This is a genomic window from Streptomyces sp. NBC_00568, from assembly GCF_026341855.1.
Lineage (GTDB): Bacteria > Actinomycetota > Actinomycetes > Streptomycetales > Streptomycetaceae > Streptomyces.
The window spans coordinates 427265-448816 of the sequence record NZ_JAPENW010000002.1 but is presented as its reverse complement, the minus strand read 5'-3'; the positions used below and the strand labels follow the sequence as shown (position 1 = coordinate 448816).

The following is a 21552-nucleotide window of genomic DNA, read 5'->3' as shown; positions in this document are numbered from 1 at the left end:
GCCGCGGCCGACCTGGTTAATTGAGTCATCGAGACTCCACCGACCTCAACGTCGGCGACGCCCCAGCGTAGGAAGCCCGCCCGAGACAGTTCGAATGCTGCTGCCCTGGCCTTCCATGGCTGGTCGTTCGGGTAGCGGCTCTGCACGCCAGGACGAGGTGTCCTCCTCAGGCTCAGCGTGTCGCCTCACATCCACCGTCTTTTTGAGCGCAATGCGCGCCTCTTCCGGGTCATCCAAGCCCGTCAGCGCACGAACCGCGCCTCGGCATCGAGCCAGTAGTTCAAGGACGTACTTAGCGTTTTGCGGCAGCTCAACAGGCTTGCATGTCGCGCCAGCCACGGGGTGCAGGGCGGCTTGTGGCTGACCTCGATCATCAACCCAAACCCACACACGTATCCGCGGCCAGTTGTCTCGCGCCCCCGTATTCGTCACATCCGCATCCTGCCCGCCTCGATCCTCCGCGGGAAGAGCCCGGCACCTCGACGTGGGCCGTCCACGGGCCGCCCGAGGCCGCAGGTCAGGAGACCGGCCCGGTATTTCTTCGGCTACTGACCGTCTTGCAGTCCCTCAAGCACAACCAAAGAGCCATCCTGCTCGAACCGCAGCACGCGAGGCCGGGGAGCTTCCTGGGCTGAGACCGCCTCAGGATGAAGGTCTCCGTAGCGCTGATGGTAAAGATCGACCGCTTCGCGGAGCGGGCATCCTTGTGCCTCACGAATCGCCTTCACCGCGAGGATGGTGCGCCCCTCCAGAATGTCGCGATCTACGCTCTCCGGTTCTGCCACACGTCCTCCCCTGTCCGGCATCGCAGTAGAGCAACCGCGGCTCCTCCGGTCAACTGAGTTGAGCAGCCGACCACGGAAGCCCTCGGCCGTCCCCCCTGCATAGTTCGCGTCGAGGAGCTATGGCACGACCCCAGGCCGTGCCACTCTCGTGCCAGAACGGACGGGGACTCACGGGGACTCGGGGCTCGCCGGGGCCAATTCGACCGGCGTCCCCCCAAGGTAGGTATCCGCTGGTCACGTCCGTGATCGCCCAACCTCCCTCCTAAAAGAGGTGCTTACTCGCCTCTCCGACGTACGCCGGTGCAGGCCACCAGTGCGCCGTCGTCTTCGGTGAGGAAGAGCATGAAGATCCATGCCCTATCGGCAGATGTGACCTGCCCAAGGCGCACCGGCTGGTCGTGTCGGCCGAGGAGCTGCACCGCTCGATCCAGCCCCAGAGTCTCGATGCCCTTCCGCCGCGTGTGTCGAAGTCGGCGCGCATAGATCCGGGCAAGCGACTCGGCGGGAGGCGTCCCATCCCACACAACGTGGGTAGCGCCGCCGTGGAGGGCAGGTGATCAACGAACGAGCTCAGTTCCGCAACCCGAGCAGCGACAAGGCGCGCTGTTCACGGACCAGGGCGACGGGGTGTGCCGCGGGTCGCCGTTCGTGGCCCGCACTTACGTCGTCGCGGGAACAGACGGGCCATGGCCACCCACGGCGGGGACGGGGCCTGCCGCTGTCAGCGGCCGGGCGGTGCGGTGCTGCCCGAAGAGGCGCCCCGCCCGGGTCGGCGGGCTGGCTGTCCGGTTGTCAGCTGCCGTCACGGGCGACGTGGCGGCCGACAGTCATCCAGACCGGCTCGACCGATTCTTCGGGCACGGCGCCTGTGAGGCCGTCGAGGTGCTGGACGGCCTCACGGGTGATGTAGCGGTCGGGGTCGGGGGACTGCAGGTAGCGGCGCAGCAGGTCGGCGTCGAGGTCCTGGCGCTGGAAGTAGGCGGCGAGGGTGCCGACCAGGAGGTGGTTGTGGGCGAGTGCGTCGGTCAGGGCGTACAGGACCAGGCGGGTCGGGAAGGTACGCCCTCCGCATGCCCTCCCAGCAACCGATCCACAAGTCCTGAGCATTGCTCCCGAAGATCCTGTTACGAGCTCTCAGCACCGCTCTCGACCGAACGGTCAACGGCGACGACGCGCCGCCGTACGGAACCACCGTCCACTGATGTTGCCGTCAAACACACCAGAAGCCCCACCAGAAACAGATTCTGGTGGGGCTTCTGATTGCGATACCGGTTCGTCTTAAGACTGAAGGCGCGTGAAATCCGAAAATTCATTGCAGTGGATCCGTCGAATTCTGCAAAATATTCGAACAGGGAATGAAGACACCGGAAACCACGAGCCGAGATCAGTAATGCCCCCGATCTACTCGGGCAAGGCCGATGGATTTTCGACACCCATAGGCAGGCGAGCGACTGGTCAGGCTCTTCCCCATTGTCGGTCGATGGTGATCCTTCTCCGATCATCCAGCAGGCCGGCGAACGGGACGGAGGACTCTTCCTTTGTCCAGTTCATCCTCATTTTATATTCCTCGTCGGAGAAGAATTCTAGCGTCTCCACGAAGCACGATCTGATGAGTTCCAGCTCGGCCACCGAGAGATTCCGGGAGGGGAGGAACTTCCCCCAGCCCCCGAGGAAGTCCTCTACCTCGACCTTAGTGCGCCCGAGCCGTGCAACCCAGTCTGCATCGGGGAGCCCGCCCATGACGTAGCTTGCCTCCACGATCGCGTCACGTACCAACTGATGCTCACGTGGCGACGCGAGGAGCATCTCGTACTTCTCGCCGGACCAATTGAGATTCATTTTTTGATCTGCACTCCGGTCTTATTTGTGAAATACTCCGGCGAAGCGCGGTAAACTGATCCGCTGGGGACGGCAGGGGTGCCGCCCCGGAAGATGTACAGACCCCTTTGGGAATCATACCAAGCCTCACCTCCACCGTTAAGCAACGGGGTTCCGGGCGTACTGGTGATGTTATCCACATAATCGGCGAGTGCGTCCGCGCCCTCAGGCGTTCTGGAATCCATTCCAGGGATAATGTGGCTCGATTTTCCGTCGATGATTTCCTGCTCATTATGGAGCACAGTCTGGAAAGCTGCGTCGGAGCACTTATCCATCGAGTTGTGTACAAGAACTGGTGTGCGGCCCGCCAGCACATAGAACGTGTGTAGCTGCCCGACCGTCAGGTTGAACATGTCAGCCGCACCAGGCACAGATGCGACGGCAACGACAGTCACACTGCCGTTAGTGGCCGTTGCGAGCTCATGGCCGAGAATCAGCTTGCCGGCCGGAACCCAAGCGCGTTCAGTGCTATCCCAAAAAGGATGAAGCGATGTTGTATGTAGAGTGCCGCGCTCACCACCCTTTCCGAGAACCTTCAGATCGACAAGGTCGTCGTCGTGATGGACAAGGGTTGCCGATACTCTGCGCACCCCTCGACGCTTCCCGGTTCCCGGATCAGCCGATTCGACCTTATCACCCGGCTCAATTTCTCCGATTTGCTTCTTCTTTCCGTTCTCCATGAGGACGGAGGTGTCCGGACTGAAGCTGCAGGAGCCACCCAGGATATCTCTCGTAGTGCTCTTGGAAAATTCGGATCCTGGCTTGGAAATGTTGGATCCGACTCCACTGCCGTCGTGGCTAGAGCCAGCTATGGCCGAGATTCTCTCCCCGAATCCCATCTGCATGTCACGGAAGCTGCTCATCAAGCTCTGCGGGCAGGATCGCATGTCATAGCAGACCTGGAGCGCCCAGTATCCTAGCTGCTGACTTGCGGCTTCCGGGTTCGTTCCGTCAGTGAGATAGCCCGGCAAGACGCCGTTAGTCCCTGCAGCCCCGTCCAAATAGTACGAGTAGAAACGCTCAATAAAAGCCTTTCGCCCCTTCCATTTAGCGGGAACGAACACTCCCGGAAATATTTCGTCCGGATTATATTGGCTCACATTTTGCGTATTGCAGGAAGTGCAGGGGGTTTCACTCTTATGCTGGCCGGTGTATCCGGCTCGTTTTCCGTCGCCAGCGATCGGGTATCCGTCGCCGCAGATGTCTCGGCGGCACAGGCCGGAGGGGTCGGATGAAGCGACGGGGCTGTTGTTGGCGTAAGCGTATGCGTTGAGTTGCTGAGGGTCGGTCGGGATGAGGACGGGATCGACGCTTATGAACCTGCCCGTGTCCGGGTCGTATTCACGGGCTCCGAGGTGAACGAGACCAGTGGCGTCCTGGGTGCCACCGACGAAGCCCTTGGTGCCGGGCCAGGCAGTGGGCTGTGCGCCGCGTGGGGCACCGAAGGGTGTGGAGCGATGCTGCTGGATGGTCAGGTCGGTGGAGTTAATGGCGAGTTCGGAAGTGCCGTGGTGGTCCCCGACGAGGAGGTTGAGCTTGTTGTCGTTGGTTCGGATCGCCTGGTTGCCGCTGCCGAGGTCGTAGTAGCGGGTCGCCTTGGCGGTGGTGGCGCCCTTGGCAAGGGTGACTTCAGTTGAGCCGAGGTAGAGGGTGGTTTCGGTGTCAGTCCGCTGCAGCAGTCGGCTGCCGTCGGCGCCGTAGACGTAAGAGGTGGTCTTCGGGCTGCCGGCGCTGGGGACAGTTACTTGCTTGAGGTGTCCTTCGGTATCCCAGTCCAGTGTCTGTTCGTCGCCGCCGATCGTGCGGGTGTGGGTGTTGCCCGCGTCGTCGTAGGTGTAGCTGTCCAGCGCTGTGCTGCCTTGGTTGCTTGTCTGCACCTGGCTTACAGCGTGAGGACGAGGCCCGCCAGCTGGGGAGTAATCATAGGAACGGGCGACGTCCTTGCTGGTGTCGCCGGTGGTGTCGTGAAGGGTTTCGGTCTTGCGATTTCCGACGGCGTCGTGCGTGTAGGACTGCCAGTACGGGGCGGGGCCGCCGAGGACGGACGCGCTCGGGGTGACGGCGCAGGCGGTCGTGTTCTGGGCCCAGGCTTCGGTGAGGCGTGCCAGGTAGTCGTACTGGAAGCACTGATTGTCGGTGCCTGAGCGGGATACGTCGTTGATCGAGGTGACGTTTCCGGCCTCGTCGTAGTCAAAGGTGGAGGATTTGTCGGTGCCGGCGATGTCCTCGCGGTTGACGCTGGTGTTGGCCAGGCGTTGCGTGCCCCACTCGTAGGTGTTGTTGACCTGGGTCTTCTTGCTTGCGCCCTGGTAGAGGTACTGGAGTGGCTTGCCGGTGTAGCTGTAGACGGTGTCGGCGATGTAGACGGCGCCGCTGCCGCCTGCGGTGAGTTTCTTGGGGCGTAGTACCTCGTCGTAGGTGGGTGTCAGGGTCTCGCTGGGCAGAGCGCCGGCGGCGGGGTAGCTCGTCGAGCGAACCGTGTTGTCGAAGTTGTAGCTGACGCTGCTCTGGTAGGAGCCCGCCAGGGCTTCCTCTCCGGTGACGGAGGGGATAGTGGTGGTGGTGCGCTGGGGCCGGTACAGGTTGTCGTAGAGGCTGTAGGTCGTCTTGTACGCTGCTCCGCTTGCGCCGCCTACGTAGCGGGTCGCGGTGGCCAGTTGACCTTCGAAGCCGGTGGGGTCCCACACGTTCTGCGTGAGCAGGGGCCCGGAGGCGTCTCCGGCGTGGGTCTCGGTCTCGCGGCCGAGACCGTCGTAGACGTGGGTGATCTTCTTACCGCGGGCGTCGGAGGTGAACAGCAGCTGGTCGCGGTCGTCGTACTTCGAGTCGGTCTGGCCCTTGTCCGGGTCCTTGGCGACGGTCTGGTTGCCGTGCTGGTCGTATTGGAAGGACCACGCGTTGCCGGCAGGGTCGGTGATGTTGGAGAGCTTCCCGGCGGGTGTGTAGTCGTAGTGGGTCTGGTCGTAGGCGCCGGCGGCCGTGGACGTCTTGTACTGCCGCAGATCGGTGTTGTTGCCGCGGGCGTCCATGAGAGTGGTGAAGGGGGTGCCGCCCGTGGGCGGCGTGACCGTGACGCGGTCGCCACCGTACTCGGTGGCTGTTGTGTTCAGGACCTTAGTGTCGTCGCCGTTGCCGGCGATCTGCTGTGTTTTGGTGATCTGGCCCAGGCCGTCGTAGCTGTTCCAGGTCTGGCTCTCGACCGCTAGCGCGTTGTCCGGCTTGAGCAGCGTGGCGGAGGGGGCCGCGGTGCTGTAGTAGGGCGCGAAGGTCTTGGAGGTGAGGCCGCGTTCGTCGTAGAACGTGTCGGCGAGCAGAGTGCCGCCGGAGGGGCCGGGGTCCTGGGTCTGCCGGGGCCGCAGGAAGCCGTCCATCAGCGTGTAGGAGGTTCGCTGGGTGCCGTCGGCGTTGAGCGTTCTGGTCGCGACGGTGGGGGAGCCGGTGCCGTCGATGGTGTAGATGAACTGGTAGTTGGCTGTGTCGCTGTTGTCCTTGGACCGGTTGGGCAGCCAGATCTTCAGACTGCGGCCAAGCGCGTCGTACGTCGTGTCGGTGAGCTTGTTGTTGGTGTCGAGGACGCTCAGGGGCTGTCGGCGCGTGGCGTCGTAGGTCGTCGTGGTGGTCTGTGCGCTGGACGCCGTTCCCGGTGTGGCGGGTGGGCTGGTCACCGTGGAGGTGGTGGGGAAGCCCGTGGTGGGTGTGTAGGCGGTGGTGGTGGTTCGGCCGTCGGTGCGGGCGGTGCGTACGGGTGCGGCGCCCTCGACTGCGGTGACGACCGCGGAGATGTCCTTGTCGGTGAGCTGGCGTCCGTAGGTGTCGTAGGTGTCTTCGGACTCCAGGTAGGTGGCGGTGGTGCCGTCGTGCTTTTGCAGCGTGGCGGTGCGGGTGACGTCGCCCTTGGTCGGTGCTGTCCCGTAGGTCTGTCCGTCGTAGGCGGTACGGACGTCGGACAGGACGTCCGTGGACCGGTGGGGGGTGTCGGCGCACTTCACCGCGACGGCCTCGGCGCGGGCGGGCAGGTCAAGTAGCCAGTCCGCGGTGTTGTCGATGTAGGTGATGCGGGTGCACTGGTTGTCGGCCGACGTGGTGTTGTCGCCGAAGTCGTCCGTCTGTGTGACGCGCCCCGCGACGTTCTCGAAGCTGTTGGTTTTGTACGTCTGCCGCCATTTGCTGCCAGCCCCCGCGTCGAGGGAGGTCCAGATCCGTGTGGCCGCGGTCCCGGTCAGGTCGGCGGTGGTGGTGCCCCATGAGCGGGTACGCTTGGCTGTTTCGTGTAGCCAGGGTGTGTTGACAGTCTTTTCAAGGATCTTGCCGCTGGGGCCGCTGTACTTCTCGGTCTTGTACTCGAAGCCGGCCACCGCGTCGTCGTCGGTGATGGTGCCGCCGTTGTCGTCGGAGACGGTCGCCGTCTTGGTCCCGCCGCTGGGAGTGGCCCGGTCACCGTTCATGCCGCGCAGGAAGTAGTGCTCCGTCTGGGACTTCATGCCGACGGGGTCCTGACCGCCGGTCTGCACCCGGACGTGGCCGTAGCCGCGCCATGTCGACCAGGTCTTGTACTTCTCCTTGGTCAGGCCCTCGTCGTCGTCGTAGTGCCAGGCGGCGCCGTCGAGATAGGTGTAGCGGGTGACCATGTCCGGCGAGGAAAGGGTGCGGTCGGTCTGGGTGACGGAGTCGACCACGTACTTGTTGAACCACTGTTTGGTCGGATCCGCGTCCCCTTCCTTGGTGAAGTACACCGGGTAGCAGCGTGTGGTGTTCGTTTCCGCGGTGGGCAGGTTGGAGGCGTCACAGGCGGCCGTCGAGTAGTTGACGTCGGTCTCTCCGCCGGATTCGTCCGTGATCGACGTCAGCCGTTCCTTGATGAACGGGGCCGTGTCGTCCCCGCTGATCTTGAGGCGGTTGGCGCGCTGGTCGTAGCCGAGGGAGACCTTGGGCAGAGTGATCGCGGGACTCGCGGACGAGCCGGTGTGCTGGATGGAGTCGAGGATCAGCTGGTAGTCGATGTCGGACGTGCCCCAGCGGTGCTCGAGCTTCCACGAGTCGATCGGCGTGTAGGTGCCGTCCGACTTCAGCACGCTGGTGGCGACGCCGGTCAGTCGTTTACGGGTCCAGAACGAGGGTGAGGCCGCCTTGAGGCAGTCCACACCGGACTTGCAGTTCAGGTCCCAGGGAGTGTCGTACCAGTAGAACGACTTGTCGTCGATCGTGGAGGCCGCGCAGGTCACCCCGGTTTCGGGCAGACAGCGCTCGGCGGTGGTGAAGTCGACCTTGCCCAGCGCCTTGGCCGAGTAGTTCGAGGTGTTGCGCAGGCCGTACTCGATGTGGTCCAGGGAGCCACCACGCACGTAGACGGTCTCGTCCGCGGCCTTCAGGTTGCGGCCGTAGTAGTTGGTTTCCTTGTTGTAGTAGTAGGCGATGCTGTTGCCGTGGGCATCGACGGCGTAGTCGAGGTTCCAGCGCCATCCCTGCTGGCACCATGAGTCGGCGAAGGTGGCGGCGTGGCAGGGCTCTTTGTCGTCGTTGCCGAAGACCGGCGTTGTCCAGGTGGAGTTGGTTTCCGGATTGCCTGATGCCCATCCTGTGAGCCGGTTGTAGCCGAAGTAGTAGCGGGTGCCGTCGGTTGTGGTGACCCGCCAGTACTCGTCCTTGAGGGCGCCGTTGGCCCGTACGTTGGTGTCCGAGCCGTACAGGCGGTCGACTTTGGTGCCGTCGTCTCCCTTGATGCGGAACGAGTTCGTGCCGGTGGCGATGAGTTCGCCCGAGTGGCCATTGAACGACAGGGTGGCGTTGTCGTAGGCCCAGCACTGGTCGCCCACTTTGGTGCCGGCTGAGTTCTTGACTCCTTCATCGGCGCACGATTTATAGCTGCGGTCGATGAAGCCGGGCCAGAGGTCGAATCCGTCGCCGGCCCAAGAGGCCTGGTTGTTGCTGTTGGCGGTCCGCCCGTCGATTCCGCCGGACGAGTAGGACAAGCTCACCTTGGGGACGAAGGAGCCGGGCACGTCGGGTGCCGGCATGTCGTAGGACCAGGCGAAGTCACCAGTGTTGAGGTTGGTTTTCCAGGCGGAGGACGCGGAGAGCTGTGTGGCCTTGTAGTCGCCGTGGTCGCTCGAGGTACCCGCTGTCACGGCGAGCAGCATCGAAGACGTGCTGTCGGCAGCCGGCAGCGACAGTCCTGTCGCCGTGAGCGTCTTCGCCTTCGGATCGTTGTCCGTGGGAATCGGTGTACCAGCGGAACACCTTGTGTCTCTGGGCTGCGTCAGTGCGCAGGCAGGCAGCTTCACCAGACGCAGCCGTGACGCGTACGCGCCTCCGCCTACCTGGGCGAACTTCGTGTAGTCCAGCGTGAGACCGAAGGCGTTGCCTCGTGTGTCCGCCTTGCGTTGCACGGACAACAGAAGGCCGTTCACCCCAGCGTGGTCGGCCGTCTGGTGGCTGAGCACGCGGACGGTGGCCTGTCCGGAAAGCGGCACATGAGTGCTCTTGCCGTGGCTGGACTGCTTGGGGCTGGTGAGCGAGACGGGCAGGTCGCCTGCGCGAACGCCTTTCGCCGTCGCCTTGGACGGCAGCGTCACCGTGGCGGAGCCCGCGCGTGGCCAGGCCTTCTTTGGCGGGGTCCGGGGCACCTTGGGCGCGTGATCGCCCTTGCGAGGCACCGGCTTCACCTGATGAGTGGGTACAGGCTTCTCGGAGGCCGGTACCTTCGGCAGCGTGCTCGCGGCCTGTACGGCTTGGACGGCCGTGGCTTGCAGCAGTGTGCCGACCAATACCGCCGATACTGTTACGGCGATGCGTGCCCGCACGCGTCTGTGTACCTTCGCTGTCATTTCTCGCCTCATCACTTTGCCCGTCCTGCGCCACGCACGTGTTGCTCGCACCGCCGTGTGGGGATCCTGCTGTGGATGTACTTCTGGTCCTGTTCGCCGACCAGCCGGTGGGGCCATCCACAAAGGGATGGCCCCACCGGGCCGAACTCAGGGGCCTGGGATGGTGGGCAGGCCCGCACCGCTCCTGTCGGCGAGTGCTGCGATCTGCGTGTCGCTGGCCGCGCCCTGAAGGGCCCAGACGTCGTCGATGGCTCCACTCCAGTACTCGCCCCACGTACTGGAGCCAGTCTTCAGCCGGCCCAGCTGAAGGCCCTTGGCCGCGGCGAAGGGCACGACGGACGAGTTCCAGGACACCTGCTCGGTGCAGGTCGGAACGTCGGGCTCGCCGTCGTCGTCATCATCGAGGCAGGGTCTGACCTGTACGTTTCCGTCGACGTAGAGGCGCATCTGTCCCGCGTAGGCGTCGTAGACGACTGCGATGTGGTTCCACGCGTCGGTGTTCTGGAAAAGGGTGTGCTCTGCCGTGGAGACCTGTGCTGTGGACGAGTCCGCGCTTACCGTGACCAGTTGCCAGCGTCCGGCAGTCGCCGGACTGCTCTCGTCGGGGACGTAGCGGACCGCGAATCCGTTGCGGTTCGCCCCGGCCATGCTCATGACGGTGACTGGCTTTTGGGGCCGCGCGGGGGCGGTGACCCAGGCTGAGACGGTGAAGCTGCGGCTGGTGTCGATCGGCGAGGGACTGGCCGAGGGCCCGGTCTGGGCGTATCCAGTGCTGGTGCCGTTGAGCAGCAATCCGCCGTCGCCGACCATGTTGCTGCCGCCCGTGACATCGACCTTCGCCCCGCTGCCCAGGGTCAGCGAGTGAGTGGTGTGGTCCTCGCGGGCCAGGTCGTCGGGTGAGACGGCGGGGCTGCCCGAGGAGGAGTCCAGGCGCCAACGGCCCTCCACGGTCGGTCTGCTGTCGAACATGTCGGCCATCTCCCCGGCGGACAGGGCCCGGTCGTAGAGTTGCACGTCCGAGATCTGGCCCGGGAAGAAGCTGTCGGCAGCACCGCTGTAGTTGCCGGCACCGATCTGCACGGGTCCGCCGCCGTAGAACGGGGAATCGAAGTTGACCCGTGACACGTAGGTGCCCTGGACATACAGGCGCAGGTAGTTGTCCACGGCGTCGTAGGTACCGGCCACCTGTGTCCACTCACCGCCGGGGGCCAGTCCGGGATCGCCCTGAGCGGCTCGCATCGGCGTACCGTCCACGCTGTCCTGCGAGTACTGGTTGAACGACCAGCCATAGGTGGGCGAGTAGTACAGCTCGAAGCCGGGCTTGACGGTGCTGGTCTGGGTGGCGATGACAGCGGCGTGGGTGGGCTTGGTCCTGGGCAGCTTCGCCCAGGCGACCACGGAGAAGCTGCGCTGGTTGTTCACGTGCGGGGTAGTGGTGGCGTAGTCGTCGACGCCGTCCAAGCTCAGAGCTTCGCCCGCCCTGCCCGCTTCTCCGGGTTTCGCACCCCCCTTGAACACGGCGGGATTCACGTCGGCATGCCCGGACACCGTAGTCGTGGCCTCGCCGCCCGAATCGGCTGCCGGCTCGTCGAGGGAGAACACGGCGCGAGCCGGACGGCCCGTGCCGATCGGCTGCTTGTTGAAGAGGTTGGTGACCTCGCCTGCCGCCAAAGGCTTGTCGTAGATCCGGACATCATCGATCGTGCCGGGGAAGAAACTGCCGGGCGCTCCGCCGTAGGATCCAGCACCGATCTGCAGACCGCGCCGGGCATCCCACGGCGTGGAGTACGCCGCAGATCCCGCCAGGGAGCCGTCAACGTACAGCGACAACAGGTCGGTGGAGGAACTGTAGGTACCGGTGAGAAGGACCCACTCTCCTGCCTTGACTCCGCCCGCAGCCCCTTGCATGACCCTGACCGGCGTCGCGGACGCTGTATCGGAGGCGTACTGATTGAACGCCCACCGGTCGTACGTCTTGGAGTAGTACAGCTCGAATCCAGGGGCGTTGTTCCCTGGCTGGGCTGCGATGACGGCAGCACTGTCCGGGATCTTGCTCGGCTTCACCCAGGCGGACACGGAGAATCCGGTGGACGTGTCCACCGTCGGGATGTCCGAGACAAGGTAGTCGTCCACGCCGTCCAGGGAGACCGCAGTGTCCTTGACTCCTGTCGCACCCAGCGTCGGGGCGCCCTTCAGGTCGAGTGTGCGTGTCCCGGACGTGCCAGCAGCCTGGGGAGTACCGGCTGCTTCGTCGAGTTTCCACTCGGCGCGGGTGGGCTGGCCCGTCTTCACGCGGAACTTGTACGTCATGGGTTCGCTGCCGTTCCCCGCGGCGTCGAACGCCTGGGCGAACACGAAGTTCGTGCCGGCTCTGGTCGGCCGGAAGCTCACGGTCCTGGCCGCGCCTCCGGAGGTGGACACCTCGTTGTCGTCGGAGGGTTCTTCGTTGACGCCGAACCAGTACTTGGTCACGTCCGAGTTCGGCGCATCGATGGTAAAGGTGCCGTAGCGGCCGACTCCGTCGTAGACCGGGTCCTCTGGATCACTGTCGTCCGCTGCGGGATAGTCACCGGACGTGATCTTCGGCCCGTCCGGCACGCTTTTGTCCCAGACGAAGTAGCAGCCGGTCGCTGAACCCGCCCCCGACCATGGGGAGTAGCTGTAGTACTTGCCTTGTTCGTAGTCGACAGCCCGCGCGTACCATGCGAGTGTCTTGTTCTGCGGAATCGTCTTCTTGTTGGACAGCGTTTCTGTCAATTGCGTGCTGAAATCGGCTCCGGCACCCGATGACTTCTTCGGCGTCATCTTCTCCGAGGTCCACTGACTCTTGAAGCCGCTGCCGGCGTCCCACCACAGCTGGAACTGCACGCTGACCTGATCGTTGTCAGGGTCCTTCACATTGCTGGCCTCTATCTTCGGAAGCGACCGGATGCTGACCTTCTTCTCCGGCTTCCTGCAGGTTCCACCGCGTGAGGAAGTGAGCTGCTTCATCGCGATCTGCTTGGGCGGCTGGTTGAACGTCACGCGCAGGAACGCGTCGTCCGAGAACCGCTTCCAGCCATACTTGTCGTCCTCCGTAGCGGCACGAAGTCCGAACGTCGTATAGGAGGAGTCGTGCGACGCTGCGTACTTCACCCCCGCCGTGGCATCGAACTCCACGTCACCGGCAGGGCAGCCGGAAGCACCCTTGGCCACCGACCGTGAGTCGATGTTGTCGATCCAAAAACCGCTGGCCAACTGGTCGTTCCACGTCGTCGACGAGGTGATGCCCTTCGTCCGCCACAGCTGCACCGATCGTGCGTCGCAGGAGGCGGAATGCGTCTCGTGGGCGATGAACGTCGCCTTCAGGATCGACTTGCCGCCGAAGGAACCGGTCGGGAACCGGTAGAACAGCCGCTTGAGGTCGTACGGGGCGCAGTAGTCCCAGCCGCAGTACCCAACGCCGGCGTCGGACGCGTCATTGAAGCGCCACTGAGGTGTATTGGCCCAGTACCGCGAAACCATGGTCCACTCCCCCGCCTTGGGAGTGTGGGTCTGCGGATCGATGTAGACCGGGAAGGTCGTTGCGGGGTCCGTCAGCAGTTCCTTGTCCGGGGTCAGCCGCAACTCGGCCCCGCTGCTTGCCACTTCCACGCCGATCGGGGCGATGTTCGCGCCGTCCCCGGGACCTTCGTCGCCATCGGACGCGGATTCTGCGGCCGTTGCGGCTGTCGTCCGCGGACCTCGTACCAGCTGCGTCTTTGTTCCTTCGGCCTGCCCTGAGTCCCACATGAGGGGTTGGGCCGCCTGGAACACGACCCCGCCGGCTGCTTCGTCCACGGCCTCGAGCCCGCCGGACGCGGTGCGCTGAAGATCGAGCCCCGGGGACTCGACACCCATCTTCAGTTCTGCCAGCTTCGGGTTCTTCGCCGCCTCAGCGCTGTTCACGACGAGCAGCTGCGAAAAGCCGTCGGTGGACGCGCGTAGCTTGAGGTCGATGTCCGGAAGCACATTCGCGTAGGTGGCCGTGTCGCCGTCCAACGTCGGAGCCGGAAGAGATGTCGGCCATGAGAACGACAGCCTTTTGCCGGTGCGTTCGAGCGTCACCAGCGGATTCGTTCCGCCGCCGGAGAACTCGATGCCAACGGCAGAGGCGCGGGGCGCCACACTGCCGTCGGACTGCTTGGACAGGGTGTCGTCGATCGATTTCCACTCACCGTCTACCCGCGTGCGTACCGGTCGCAGATGCTGGACAGCCTCGAAGTTGCCGTCCGGTGTGGCGTACACCTCGCCCGCTTCAGTGCGAAGCGAGGTGACTTCCACATTCGTGTCGCCTTCTTCGGCGGCCTTCTGGGCCCCCTGGAGGGTTCGCGTTGCCGCGGATGCCTGCCGTCCACCCACGGCTCCGGTCGTCGTCTTATCGTCCGGAGCCGCAACGGCAGCGGGTTGTAGCGCACCCGCCAGGACCACGCTCGCAACCGCTACAAGAAGAGCTCTGCCGCCAACAGGCAGCACGAACGCACCCATCCCCCCGCCTTACCGACTCCACGAGTCCCCACCCAGGAGTCACATCTATGACAAAAAGTGATCGGACTTTAACTGAGCATTACTTGTGTGCGTCAAGGGCGGAAACTGCGAGCATCCGGTCCCGGATTAGCCAGAGATGAGCATTCAGCCAACAGGAGCATTTCAATATAAGTAGCAAATATTCTGTTTTGGTAAGGTTCGTTGATCCCATAACCGGACAGATCGCTGTGCAGCGATGACGAGTTCCAGCCATCCGGCATACTCGGTGGCGTTGATCATTTACCTAGACTTGACCCCCTCCACATCTACGACAAACGCGCACATGTAGATGCATTACCTAGCGCTGTGACCGCATAGGTTCACTGGGTTGCTCGTCGTGTTCGTTGGAAGCGACGTCGCTTCCACCCAACAGGGAGGCGGGATGGCACCACCGGCCGGGATCCAGAGGCTGACGGAGCAGGAGGCGCAGAAACTCCTGCAGATCGTTCGGCGGGCATCACGAGCTCCGTGCGGTTCCGGCGGGCGATGATGCTGCTGGCCTCGGCCGGCGGCAGCACGGTCCCGGTGATCGCGACTGGTCCAGGCAGACGAGGACACCGTCCGTGACGTGATCCACCGATTCAACGAGAGCGGGCTCGCAAGCCTCAACCCTCAGTGGGCGGGAGGTCGTCCCCGCCTACTGAGCAGTGACGACGAGGAGTTCGTCATCTAGGCGGCCACCACCCGCCCGACTGTGCTGGGCGGGCCCTTCGCCCGCTGGTCGGTCCGCAAACTCGCTGGCCACCTGCGCCGGAACATCGCTAGGCCGGTCCGGATCGGCCGCGAGACACTGCGGTGCCTACTAGCCCGCCGGAGAATCGCCTTCCAGAGGACGAAAACCTGGAAGGAGTCCCCGGGCCCTGCCTTCGACGCCAAGCTGGCCCGGATCGAGTACGCGGTCAACGAGCCTCCTGACCGCAATTCGCCTTCGCCGAGTTCGGGCCGCTGGGCATCCGCCACACCGCTGGCTCCTGCTGGGCCGAACAAAGCCGGCCCGACAGGCTGCTGGCCGCTTACCGCTGCGCCCATGGCCTTCACCTACTTCCATGGCTGCTACTCGGTCGGCGACGACAAGCTGTGGGGTGTCAACCGGCGTCGTAAGGGCATCGACCAGGCCTGGGCCGCCCTGCGGTCGATTCTGGCCGCCCGTCCGGACGGCGGCCCGGTCTACGTGACCCTCGACAGCCTCTCCGCCCACCTGAACTGGAAGATCCGCAAGTGGGCGGCGAGGAACAAGGTCGAGCTGTGCTTCACACCCACCGGGGGGGCCTGCACCCTGGCATGCGGGGCCGCCGGATGCACCGAAGGCCGGCACCGAAGATGCCGGCCAGGCGCTCGGCAGATGCGGGCCAACGCATCTGCCGGATCCTGAGGTTCGGGCATGCGACCAGTCGCCTTCAGGAGGACAGCACCACCGCCGGAGCGCGGGGGTCGCCGCTGCGCAGCGTCCACTACCCAGTCCTCGATGGCAAGCGAGCGGGGACGAATAGTGGGCCGTGCGGGCACCTGCCGGCCAGCATCGGCCGGGGAGCTGCCCTCGCGTGCTCAGATTCCTACCGTGTACCGCAGGCGGTGCCCGTAGGCGGCCGGTACGGGAGGCGTGGGTGCCGGCCGGAACTGCGTAGCCGGCAGGGGAACATTTATTGGGCCAGCGACCAGCAAAGCAGACATAGGGGTTGTGGGTGTTAGGCGGGCGGAGGCAGCGCCGTGGAAGGCTGTGCGTGTCGCGCAGCCCGCGTTCCGGCAGGGCCAACTGCCGCATCAGCTGCGCGTTTTGCGACCACTTACCTCTGGGGTCACCGGCCGCCTGCCAGGATCCCACCGCCCGATGGAGTCATGCGTGAGCCACCTGTCCTGCCCCTGCCCGCACTCTGTCCCTGTCGCCCCGGCGCGCTGGGGCCCAACTCAGGCGCTGATCTTGCTGATCGCGTTCCTCATGCTCGGCACCCTGCTGTTTCACGAGGGGACGCCGGTCGGTGAGATCCTTGCTTTGCTTGGCGGCTGTGGTGCCACCGGTGCAGGCACGCTTGCCCTCGCCGGCGGCGGGCGCCGCCTGATCGCTGTCTTGGTCGAGGCTGCCGTCCGCTCCGGCGTGGGCAGGTAGGCGCCCGGCATGCCCTCTCCCCGCCGTACCGCGCAGGCTCCCTATGCCCCGCTCGCTGCACACCTGGCCAGGCTGCGCAGAGATGCGCGGCTCAGCCAGCGTGCTCTCGCCTCGGCCGCAGCGGTCTCTCGCGGCACTATCCAAAACGCCGAGGCCGGTACGTCGGCTCCGTCCCCCTCGGTCCTCGACGCGATCCTCGATGCGTGCCGGGCATCCGATCACGCTCGTCGCGACGCACTGTGGACGATCGCGTAATTCGGCTCTGGCGACGATCACGTGACGTGCCCAGGTCGACGCGTCGTGGCACGCAGGGCCCTGTGTGATCGGAGACGATGACCGGCGTGCTTATCGCGGTGTGTTGAGGACCTGTTTCCGCATCTGAACGCTGTTGCCGTCGATCGGATGGAGTCCGACGGGGTGTCAGTAACGTTGTCCGTGCGGTCTTCCGCGTCGGTCGCAGCGTGTTCCGGCTGCGGATCGAAGTCCTCGCGAGTCCACGGTCGCTACCGTCGTTCGCTGGCGGACTCGCCGGTTGCCGGACGCGGGGCGAAGCTCGTGGTGACGGTGCGTCGCTTCAAATGCGTCAACGATGCGTGCTCCCAGACAACGTTCAGTGAGCAAATCCCGGGCCTCACCGTGCCGTTCTCCCGGCGGACGCCGACGCTGACCAAGGCTCTGGTGTCGATAGCGCTGTCGCTGGCCGGCCGTGCCGGATCCCGGCTCGCCACTCAGCTGGCCATGCCCTGCGGCCGTGATCTGCTCATCAAACTGATCCGTAAACAGCCTGCGCCCAAGGTCCCGTCAGTGACCGTGCTCGGCGTGGACGACTTCGCGATCCGACGCCGTCACTCCTACAACACCATCTTGATCGACATGGAAACGCACCGGCCGATCGACGTGCTGCCGGACCGCGAGGCCCAGACGCTGGCCGATTGGCTGACCAGACATCCCGGCGTCAAGATCGTGTGCCGAGACCGCGGCGGCGCCTACGCCGAGGGCGTCCGGGCCGGCGCGCCGGACGCTCTGCAGGTCGCGGACCGCTTTCACCTGTGGAAGAACCTCTGCGAAGCGGCGCAGAAGACGGTCGTGACACACCACGGCTGCCTACGTCAGGCAGTTCGCGCCGAGGCCGAGGTCCAACCCGAGGAGCACGCGCCCCCGCCAGAGATCCCCGGCCCGCCGAGCCGGGACTACCACCCGCTGGCCGCCCGAACCCGACAACGCCACGCCGACGTGCAGGAATGCCTTGCCCGCGGCTTGTCCCGAGCTGCGGTCGGCCGCGAGCTGAACCTCGACATCCAGACCGTGCGCCGCTTCGCCGATGCCGCCACCGTCGAGGAACTGCTGGCCAAGGCCGAGAACCGGGCCAGTCGACTGGACCCGTGGCGCGACGTGGTCAACCAGTGCTGGAACGACGGAGTCACCAATGCCCAGGACATCACCGCCGAACTCCGCGTCCTGGGCTTCACCGGCAGCGTCCAGATCGTCCGCCGATACCTACGGCCGCTGCGTCCGCACGGCGACGGACGCAAACGCGGACCCGGAAAGTCCGCGCCGACCACCCCGGCGATCCCCAAACCACGCCAGGTCAGCCGCTGGATGCTCACCCACCCCGACCACCTCGACCAGGACGACGCGCTCGGGCTGAAGACCGCCGTATCCAGTTGCGAGCATCTCGAACGCTTGCACAACCACATCCGCACATTCGCCGCCATCATGACGCAGCGACATGGCGCCGATCTTCCGGCCTGGCTGGACACCGTGGACGCCGACGACCTCCCGGCACTGAAGACGCTCGCCACCGGCTTACGCCGAGACCTGGACGCCGTCATCAACGGACTGACCCTGGAACACAACTCAGGTGCAGTCGAGGGCGCCGTGACACGCATCAAGGCCCTCAAACGCCAGTGCTATGGGCGAGCGAACTTCGACCTTCTCAGATTACGAATACTGCTGACACCTTGACCACGTCACGTGATCGTCGCCAGAGCCGTAATTCCCCAGGCAGAAGTTCACGTAATTCCCCAGGCTCCCGGTTGTCGCCAGGCATCTCAGGCCGTCGGCGGTGCTCGTTAGAGTGCGTGCGTGTCGAAGACGAGCGTGAGCAACGGGACAGACAGCCTGCTCTGCCTCTGGGTGGAGCCCTGGGGAACTGATCACTGGATGCGTCCGGGCGAGGAGTTCACCGTCGTGACCGAGACGGGGCCCGAAGAGTCGCCGTTCAACGTCGTCTTTCATGATCAGGGCATTACTGTGTGGGTGAATTCGGGCAGTGACGCTGAGGTCTTCGACAAGAGCGGCAACCCGGCGTCGTGCGGACATCAGCGTCCTGCCGACGCCGGATTCTGACCGGCCGGTGTCAGGTGAGCGTTTTGGCGGGCTTGTCAGCGCGGTTCTTGGGCCGTTTGTTGGGGCGGTAGCTGGGGCCGTTCATGATGACTGGGGGCACGTTGGGAGCGGCGGTCCGGAACCGACTCCACCCCTCGCGAGCCGGGACGCCCTTGAGACCCGCGGCGTGGTCCGCCGCTGCACTGGTGCAGAAGGTTGGGTACCGGCCGTGCGCTTCAAGGACACCCGCAGCTGAACCTCACGCCCCGCCACGGCAGAAGACGTTGGTGCGTGCCTCGAGGCCGGGCCGCCCACAGCATCGGAAACCCTTCACCGACCGCTTCATGCGGACGTCGTGGAGCACGGCTACGCCAGCCTGCATGAAGGGGGGGGTTGACCTGGGGGAACGTGGCTCCTCACGAGCGTGCGCCTCTGATGCGCCGTGGAGAGGGAACCCCACGTCGCTCGCGAAGCGTCGTGGCCATCGCGCACACTCTCTGTCGTGGACACGAAGATGACTAAGAGCGCTGGCGAGCACTGGGTCTGCTCGGTGCTCGCAAGCGCCGGATGGGGTGCCGCGCTCACCCGCGACGGGCTGGAGCGCACCGACATTCTCGCCGTCCGAGCCGATGGCACCCGTCGCATGATCGAGGTACAGGTCAAGACGGCAAGCCCTATGCAGCGGCCGAACTGGCGCTGCGGGACCAAGACGCAGTTGCCGTCCCTGAGCGACCGCGAGTGGTTCGTGTTCGTCGCTCTGGACCCGACGCCTGGGCAGGCACCGGCCTCGTACGTCGTCCCGCGCGACCATGTGTGGGCCGCGGCGTGGATGGAGCACCAGGCCTGGCTGACCGAGCCGGGTGTCCCGCCCGGCAAGAGGAACACCGGTTTCGATCAGGCCCGCGTGTACGCGCCGACATGGGAGGGCTACCGCGACGCGTGGGACCTACTGGAGCAGCCGACGTCGCAGTGTTCGGTTCGGCTGCCGCGTGCCTGGAGAGCGTGGGTGGACGACCCCCGCGTCGGCTTGCCGCCAGGTCACCCGTGGGGGAATGCCCTGCCCGACTGCCAGGCAGCGGAAAGCTCGTAGCTCTCGCGGCAAGCCAAGCCCTGGGCAGGCCCCGGTGTGGGCTGGAATTGCCGGATCCGGTAGCCCGTACGGACGGACTGATCGCTACCCGCGCGCCGGCTCTTCACCTGTTCCCGCATCGGTCCGGAGCTTCTGGACTGGGAGGTCGAGGGCCCAAGCACGCATCGACTGGCCGGTGTCGTACGTCACCAGGGTCACGGGCTTGCCGGCCAGGGACTGGGCGACGATCGCCCGGTCGATGATCTCGTCGTCCTCATCGGGCAGGCGGATGTGGCCGATGGGGTCGAAGAGCACCTCGACGGTGACAGCGCCTCTCGGCGGATCATCCGTGTCCGAAGCCGTGTTGGCAGGTCGGAGTTCTCCGGAAGCCTGGTGTCGAGCACCGCGAGGCTGAGTCCGGCGCGCCACGTGGTGTGCCGGTTCTTACTTTCTTTCAGGCGGTCGAGTTCGTCTGCCACCTGCGCCGGGTGGCCGGTCACCGGCTACCCGGCGCAGTCGTAAGCCCATCCAGGCGATAGACGGTGCTCCACATGCCGTCGTCCGGGCCGGTATCGGCTGCTACTCCCCGCCTCACGGGCAGTCCGCTTCCGGTGCCGGCAGCACGGCCACGGCCGGCCCACGGATCACGGCTGCGGTGGAACCGGCATGCCGGGCTACCTGGTTCGGAGGCTGCGGTATTCGAGGGTGGTGGTGTAGCGCTGGGCGGCGCGGGTTCTGAGGCCGAAGAGTTCGAGTGGTGAGGTGGGGGCCCAGGTGCAGGTTGACCCAGCGGTGGCCGACGTGGGCGGTGGTGTGGGCGTTGCGGAAGTGGATGAAGAGGTAGGGGGTTTTGGGTGGTGGGCTCCCGGTCGGAGACAAGCGAGCGCTATACATCCCACCCTCCGGGCCCCGGTGTCCAGCCATCACGAAGGACGGCTTCGGTGCCTGTGACGCCCTGGCCGCACCCTCGGAAGTACCGGGCCGGATACTTCGACGTGAGAGAGGCCGCGGGCACCACGCGGGAGAACAGCAAGGAGAAGACGTTGTCGAAGTTGACCCTCGTCGAACTGACCCCCCTGCCCCGCAAACCGCAGGGCTGCCCGCAGGAAGTCGAGCGCAGCTGGGCACGCCTGACAGCCACCCACAAGTCCGTGGCCGGGCTGTTCACCACGCTCAACGAGCTGCGCGCCGGCCAGGACGACATGCGCGGCGCCATCTCCGAGACGCACCGCGACCAGGCTCGCGCCGCGATCGTCTTCACCGCAGCAGGCGTTGACGCCTGCCTGCGCACCCTCCTGCGCGACTCCCTGCCCCCCCTGCTGGCCACGCCGGGCGGCGCTCACGGCGCCTTCGTCGAGCACTTCATAAACAACCGCCTCAACGGCCCCCTGACCAAGGCCACCAAGGACGCCATCACCGACATCGACCCGCGCTCGGCCCTGGTCGACCTCTACGTCGAAGACCTGACCGGCTCCAGCATCCAGGGCGCCAAGGACCTGACCCGCTGCCGCAACGCCCTCGGCTTGAAGAAGGACGCCGCACTGGACGGCTCGATACTCGACGGTCACCAGTCGTTCTTCGACGCCCGCCACGAGGTCGTCCACGAACTCGACCTCGTCGACCCCTCCGGCAAGGGCAGCCGCGGCCGCCGACACCGCGACCTGGCGGCCGTCGGCGCGCAATGCGACGGCGCCCTGCAGCTGATGCACGCCTTCATCGCGCCGACCGCCCGCAGCGTCAAGGCCGCCCGCCGCGCCGCAGGGGGGAGCACCCCGTAACGGCCCTACCGCGCCGTGCGCGACGGCTGTAACCGCCTTCATGGACACGCTGAGATCGGAGTCGCTCCAGCGCCAGCGCCCGAGCCGCTGGTCTGTCTGCCCGGCCCCACCGCCTCTCGGGTGTCAGGCAGCACTGAGCTCACGGACCCCGCAGGTCGTCCAAGATGATCGGGCACGGCCAGGCCGGACGGCAGACGACGTTGAGGGCCTCGGAGGACCTCCACGGGCGCGCCGGCCGCGC

At 65.5% G+C, this 21552-nt stretch carries 12 protein-coding genes and 1 pseudogene; 7 read left to right on the top strand and 6 right to left on the bottom strand.

What is annotated here, in order from left to right; genetic code table 11:
* Positions 1-545: 545 nt before the first annotated feature.
* The 5 genes from OOK38_RS34170 to OOK38_RS34150 all read right to left on the bottom strand — a co-directional run bounded on the left by OOK38_RS34170 (position 546) and on the right by OOK38_RS34150 (position 13993).
* On the bottom strand, positions 546-785 hold the full coding sequence (locus OOK38_RS34170; protein ID WP_266849961.1) for a hypothetical protein: 240 nt from the start codon (positions 783-785) through the stop codon (positions 546-548).
* Between the two features lie 792 nt (positions 786-1577).
* Positions 1578-1892 (bottom strand): hypothetical protein, encoded by a 315-nt coding sequence (locus OOK38_RS34165; protein WP_266849960.1) that lies wholly within the window; start codon positions 1890-1892, stop codon positions 1578-1580.
* A gap of 348 nt (positions 1893-2240) precedes the next feature.
* Positions 2241-2624, bottom strand: coding sequence for a hypothetical protein (locus OOK38_RS34160; RefSeq protein ID WP_266849958.1), 384 nt, complete (start codon positions 2622-2624; stop codon positions 2241-2243).
* Positions 2621-9463, bottom strand: a complete 6843-nt coding sequence (locus OOK38_RS34155; protein WP_266849956.1) for an RHS repeat-associated core domain-containing protein — start codon at positions 9461-9463, stop codon at positions 2621-2623. Before OOK38_RS34155 ends, OOK38_RS34160 begins: the two co-directional genes overlap by 4 nt.
* 171 nt (positions 9464-9634) lie before the next feature.
* On the bottom strand, positions 9635-13993 hold the full coding sequence (locus OOK38_RS34150; protein WP_266849954.1) for a LamG-like jellyroll fold domain-containing protein: 4359 nt from the start codon (positions 13991-13993) through the stop codon (positions 9635-9637).
* A 421-nt stretch (positions 13994-14414) separates the two neighbouring features.
* Here OOK38_RS34150 and OOK38_RS34145 point away from each other — a divergent pair.
* The 6 genes and pseudogenes from OOK38_RS34145 to OOK38_RS34120 all read left to right on the top strand — a co-directional run.
* A pseudogene (locus OOK38_RS34145) lies at positions 14415-15293 on the top strand (IS630 family transposase); the annotation flags it as partial.
* A gap of 657 nt (positions 15294-15950) precedes the next feature.
* Positions 15951-16136: a hypothetical protein gene (locus OOK38_RS34140; protein WP_266849952.1), complete on the top strand. Its 186-nt coding sequence runs from the start codon at positions 15951-15953 to the stop codon at positions 16134-16136.
* A 9-nt stretch (positions 16137-16145) separates the two neighbouring features.
* Positions 16146-16391, top strand: a complete 246-nt coding sequence (locus OOK38_RS34135) for a helix-turn-helix domain-containing protein (RefSeq protein ID WP_266849950.1) — start codon at positions 16146-16148, stop codon at positions 16389-16391.
* A gap of 147 nt (positions 16392-16538) precedes the next feature.
* Entirely contained in the window at positions 16539-18101 is a 1563-nt protein-coding gene (locus tag OOK38_RS34130) for an ISL3 family transposase (RefSeq protein WP_266849948.1), read from the top strand.
* Between the two features lie 120 nt (positions 18102-18221).
* Positions 18222-18485 carry a hypothetical protein gene (locus OOK38_RS34125; protein ID WP_266849946.1) on the top strand — a complete coding sequence of 88 codons (264 nt, stop codon included), beginning with the start codon at positions 18222-18224 and terminating at the stop codon, positions 18483-18485.
* 481 nt (positions 18486-18966) lie between these two features.
* On the top strand, positions 18967-19554 hold the full coding sequence (locus tag OOK38_RS34120; RefSeq protein ID WP_266849944.1) for a hypothetical protein: 588 nt from the start codon (positions 18967-18969) through the stop codon (positions 19552-19554).
* Positions 19555-19638: 84 nt separating this feature from the next.
* Here OOK38_RS34120 and OOK38_RS34115 read toward each other — a convergent pair whose 3' ends face one another.
* Positions 19639-19848, bottom strand: a complete 210-nt coding sequence (locus OOK38_RS34115) for a hypothetical protein (RefSeq protein WP_266849942.1) — start codon at positions 19846-19848, stop codon at positions 19639-19641.
* 626 nt (positions 19849-20474) lie between these two features.
* Here OOK38_RS34115 and OOK38_RS34110 point away from each other — a divergent pair.
* Positions 20475-21311: a hypothetical protein gene (locus OOK38_RS34110; protein ID WP_266849940.1), complete on the top strand. Its 837-nt coding sequence runs from the start codon at positions 20475-20477 to the stop codon at positions 21309-21311.
* Positions 21312-21552: the final 241 nt, after the last annotated feature.

Excerpts from the sequence above, each read along its gene's own strand:
- OOK38_RS34165 (WP_266849960.1), bottom strand. The coding sequence starts at position 1,892 with ATGCTCAGGACTTGTGGATCGGTTGCTGGGAGGGCATGCGGAGGGCGT.
- OOK38_RS34130 (WP_266849948.1), top strand. The coding sequence starts at position 16,539 with ATGGAGTCCGACGGGGTGTCAGTAACGTTGTCCGTGCGGTCTTCCGCG.
- OOK38_RS34150 (WP_266849954.1), bottom strand. The coding sequence starts at position 13,993 with ATGGGTGCGTTCGTGCTGCCTGTTGGCGGCAGAGCTCTTCTTGTAGCG.
- OOK38_RS34135 (WP_266849950.1), top strand. The coding sequence starts at position 16,146 with ATGCCCTCTCCCCGCCGTACCGCGCAGGCTCCCTATGCCCCGCTCGCT.
- OOK38_RS34160 (WP_266849958.1), bottom strand. The coding sequence starts at position 2,624 with ATGAATCTCAATTGGTCCGGCGAGAAGTACGAGATGCTCCTCGCGTCG.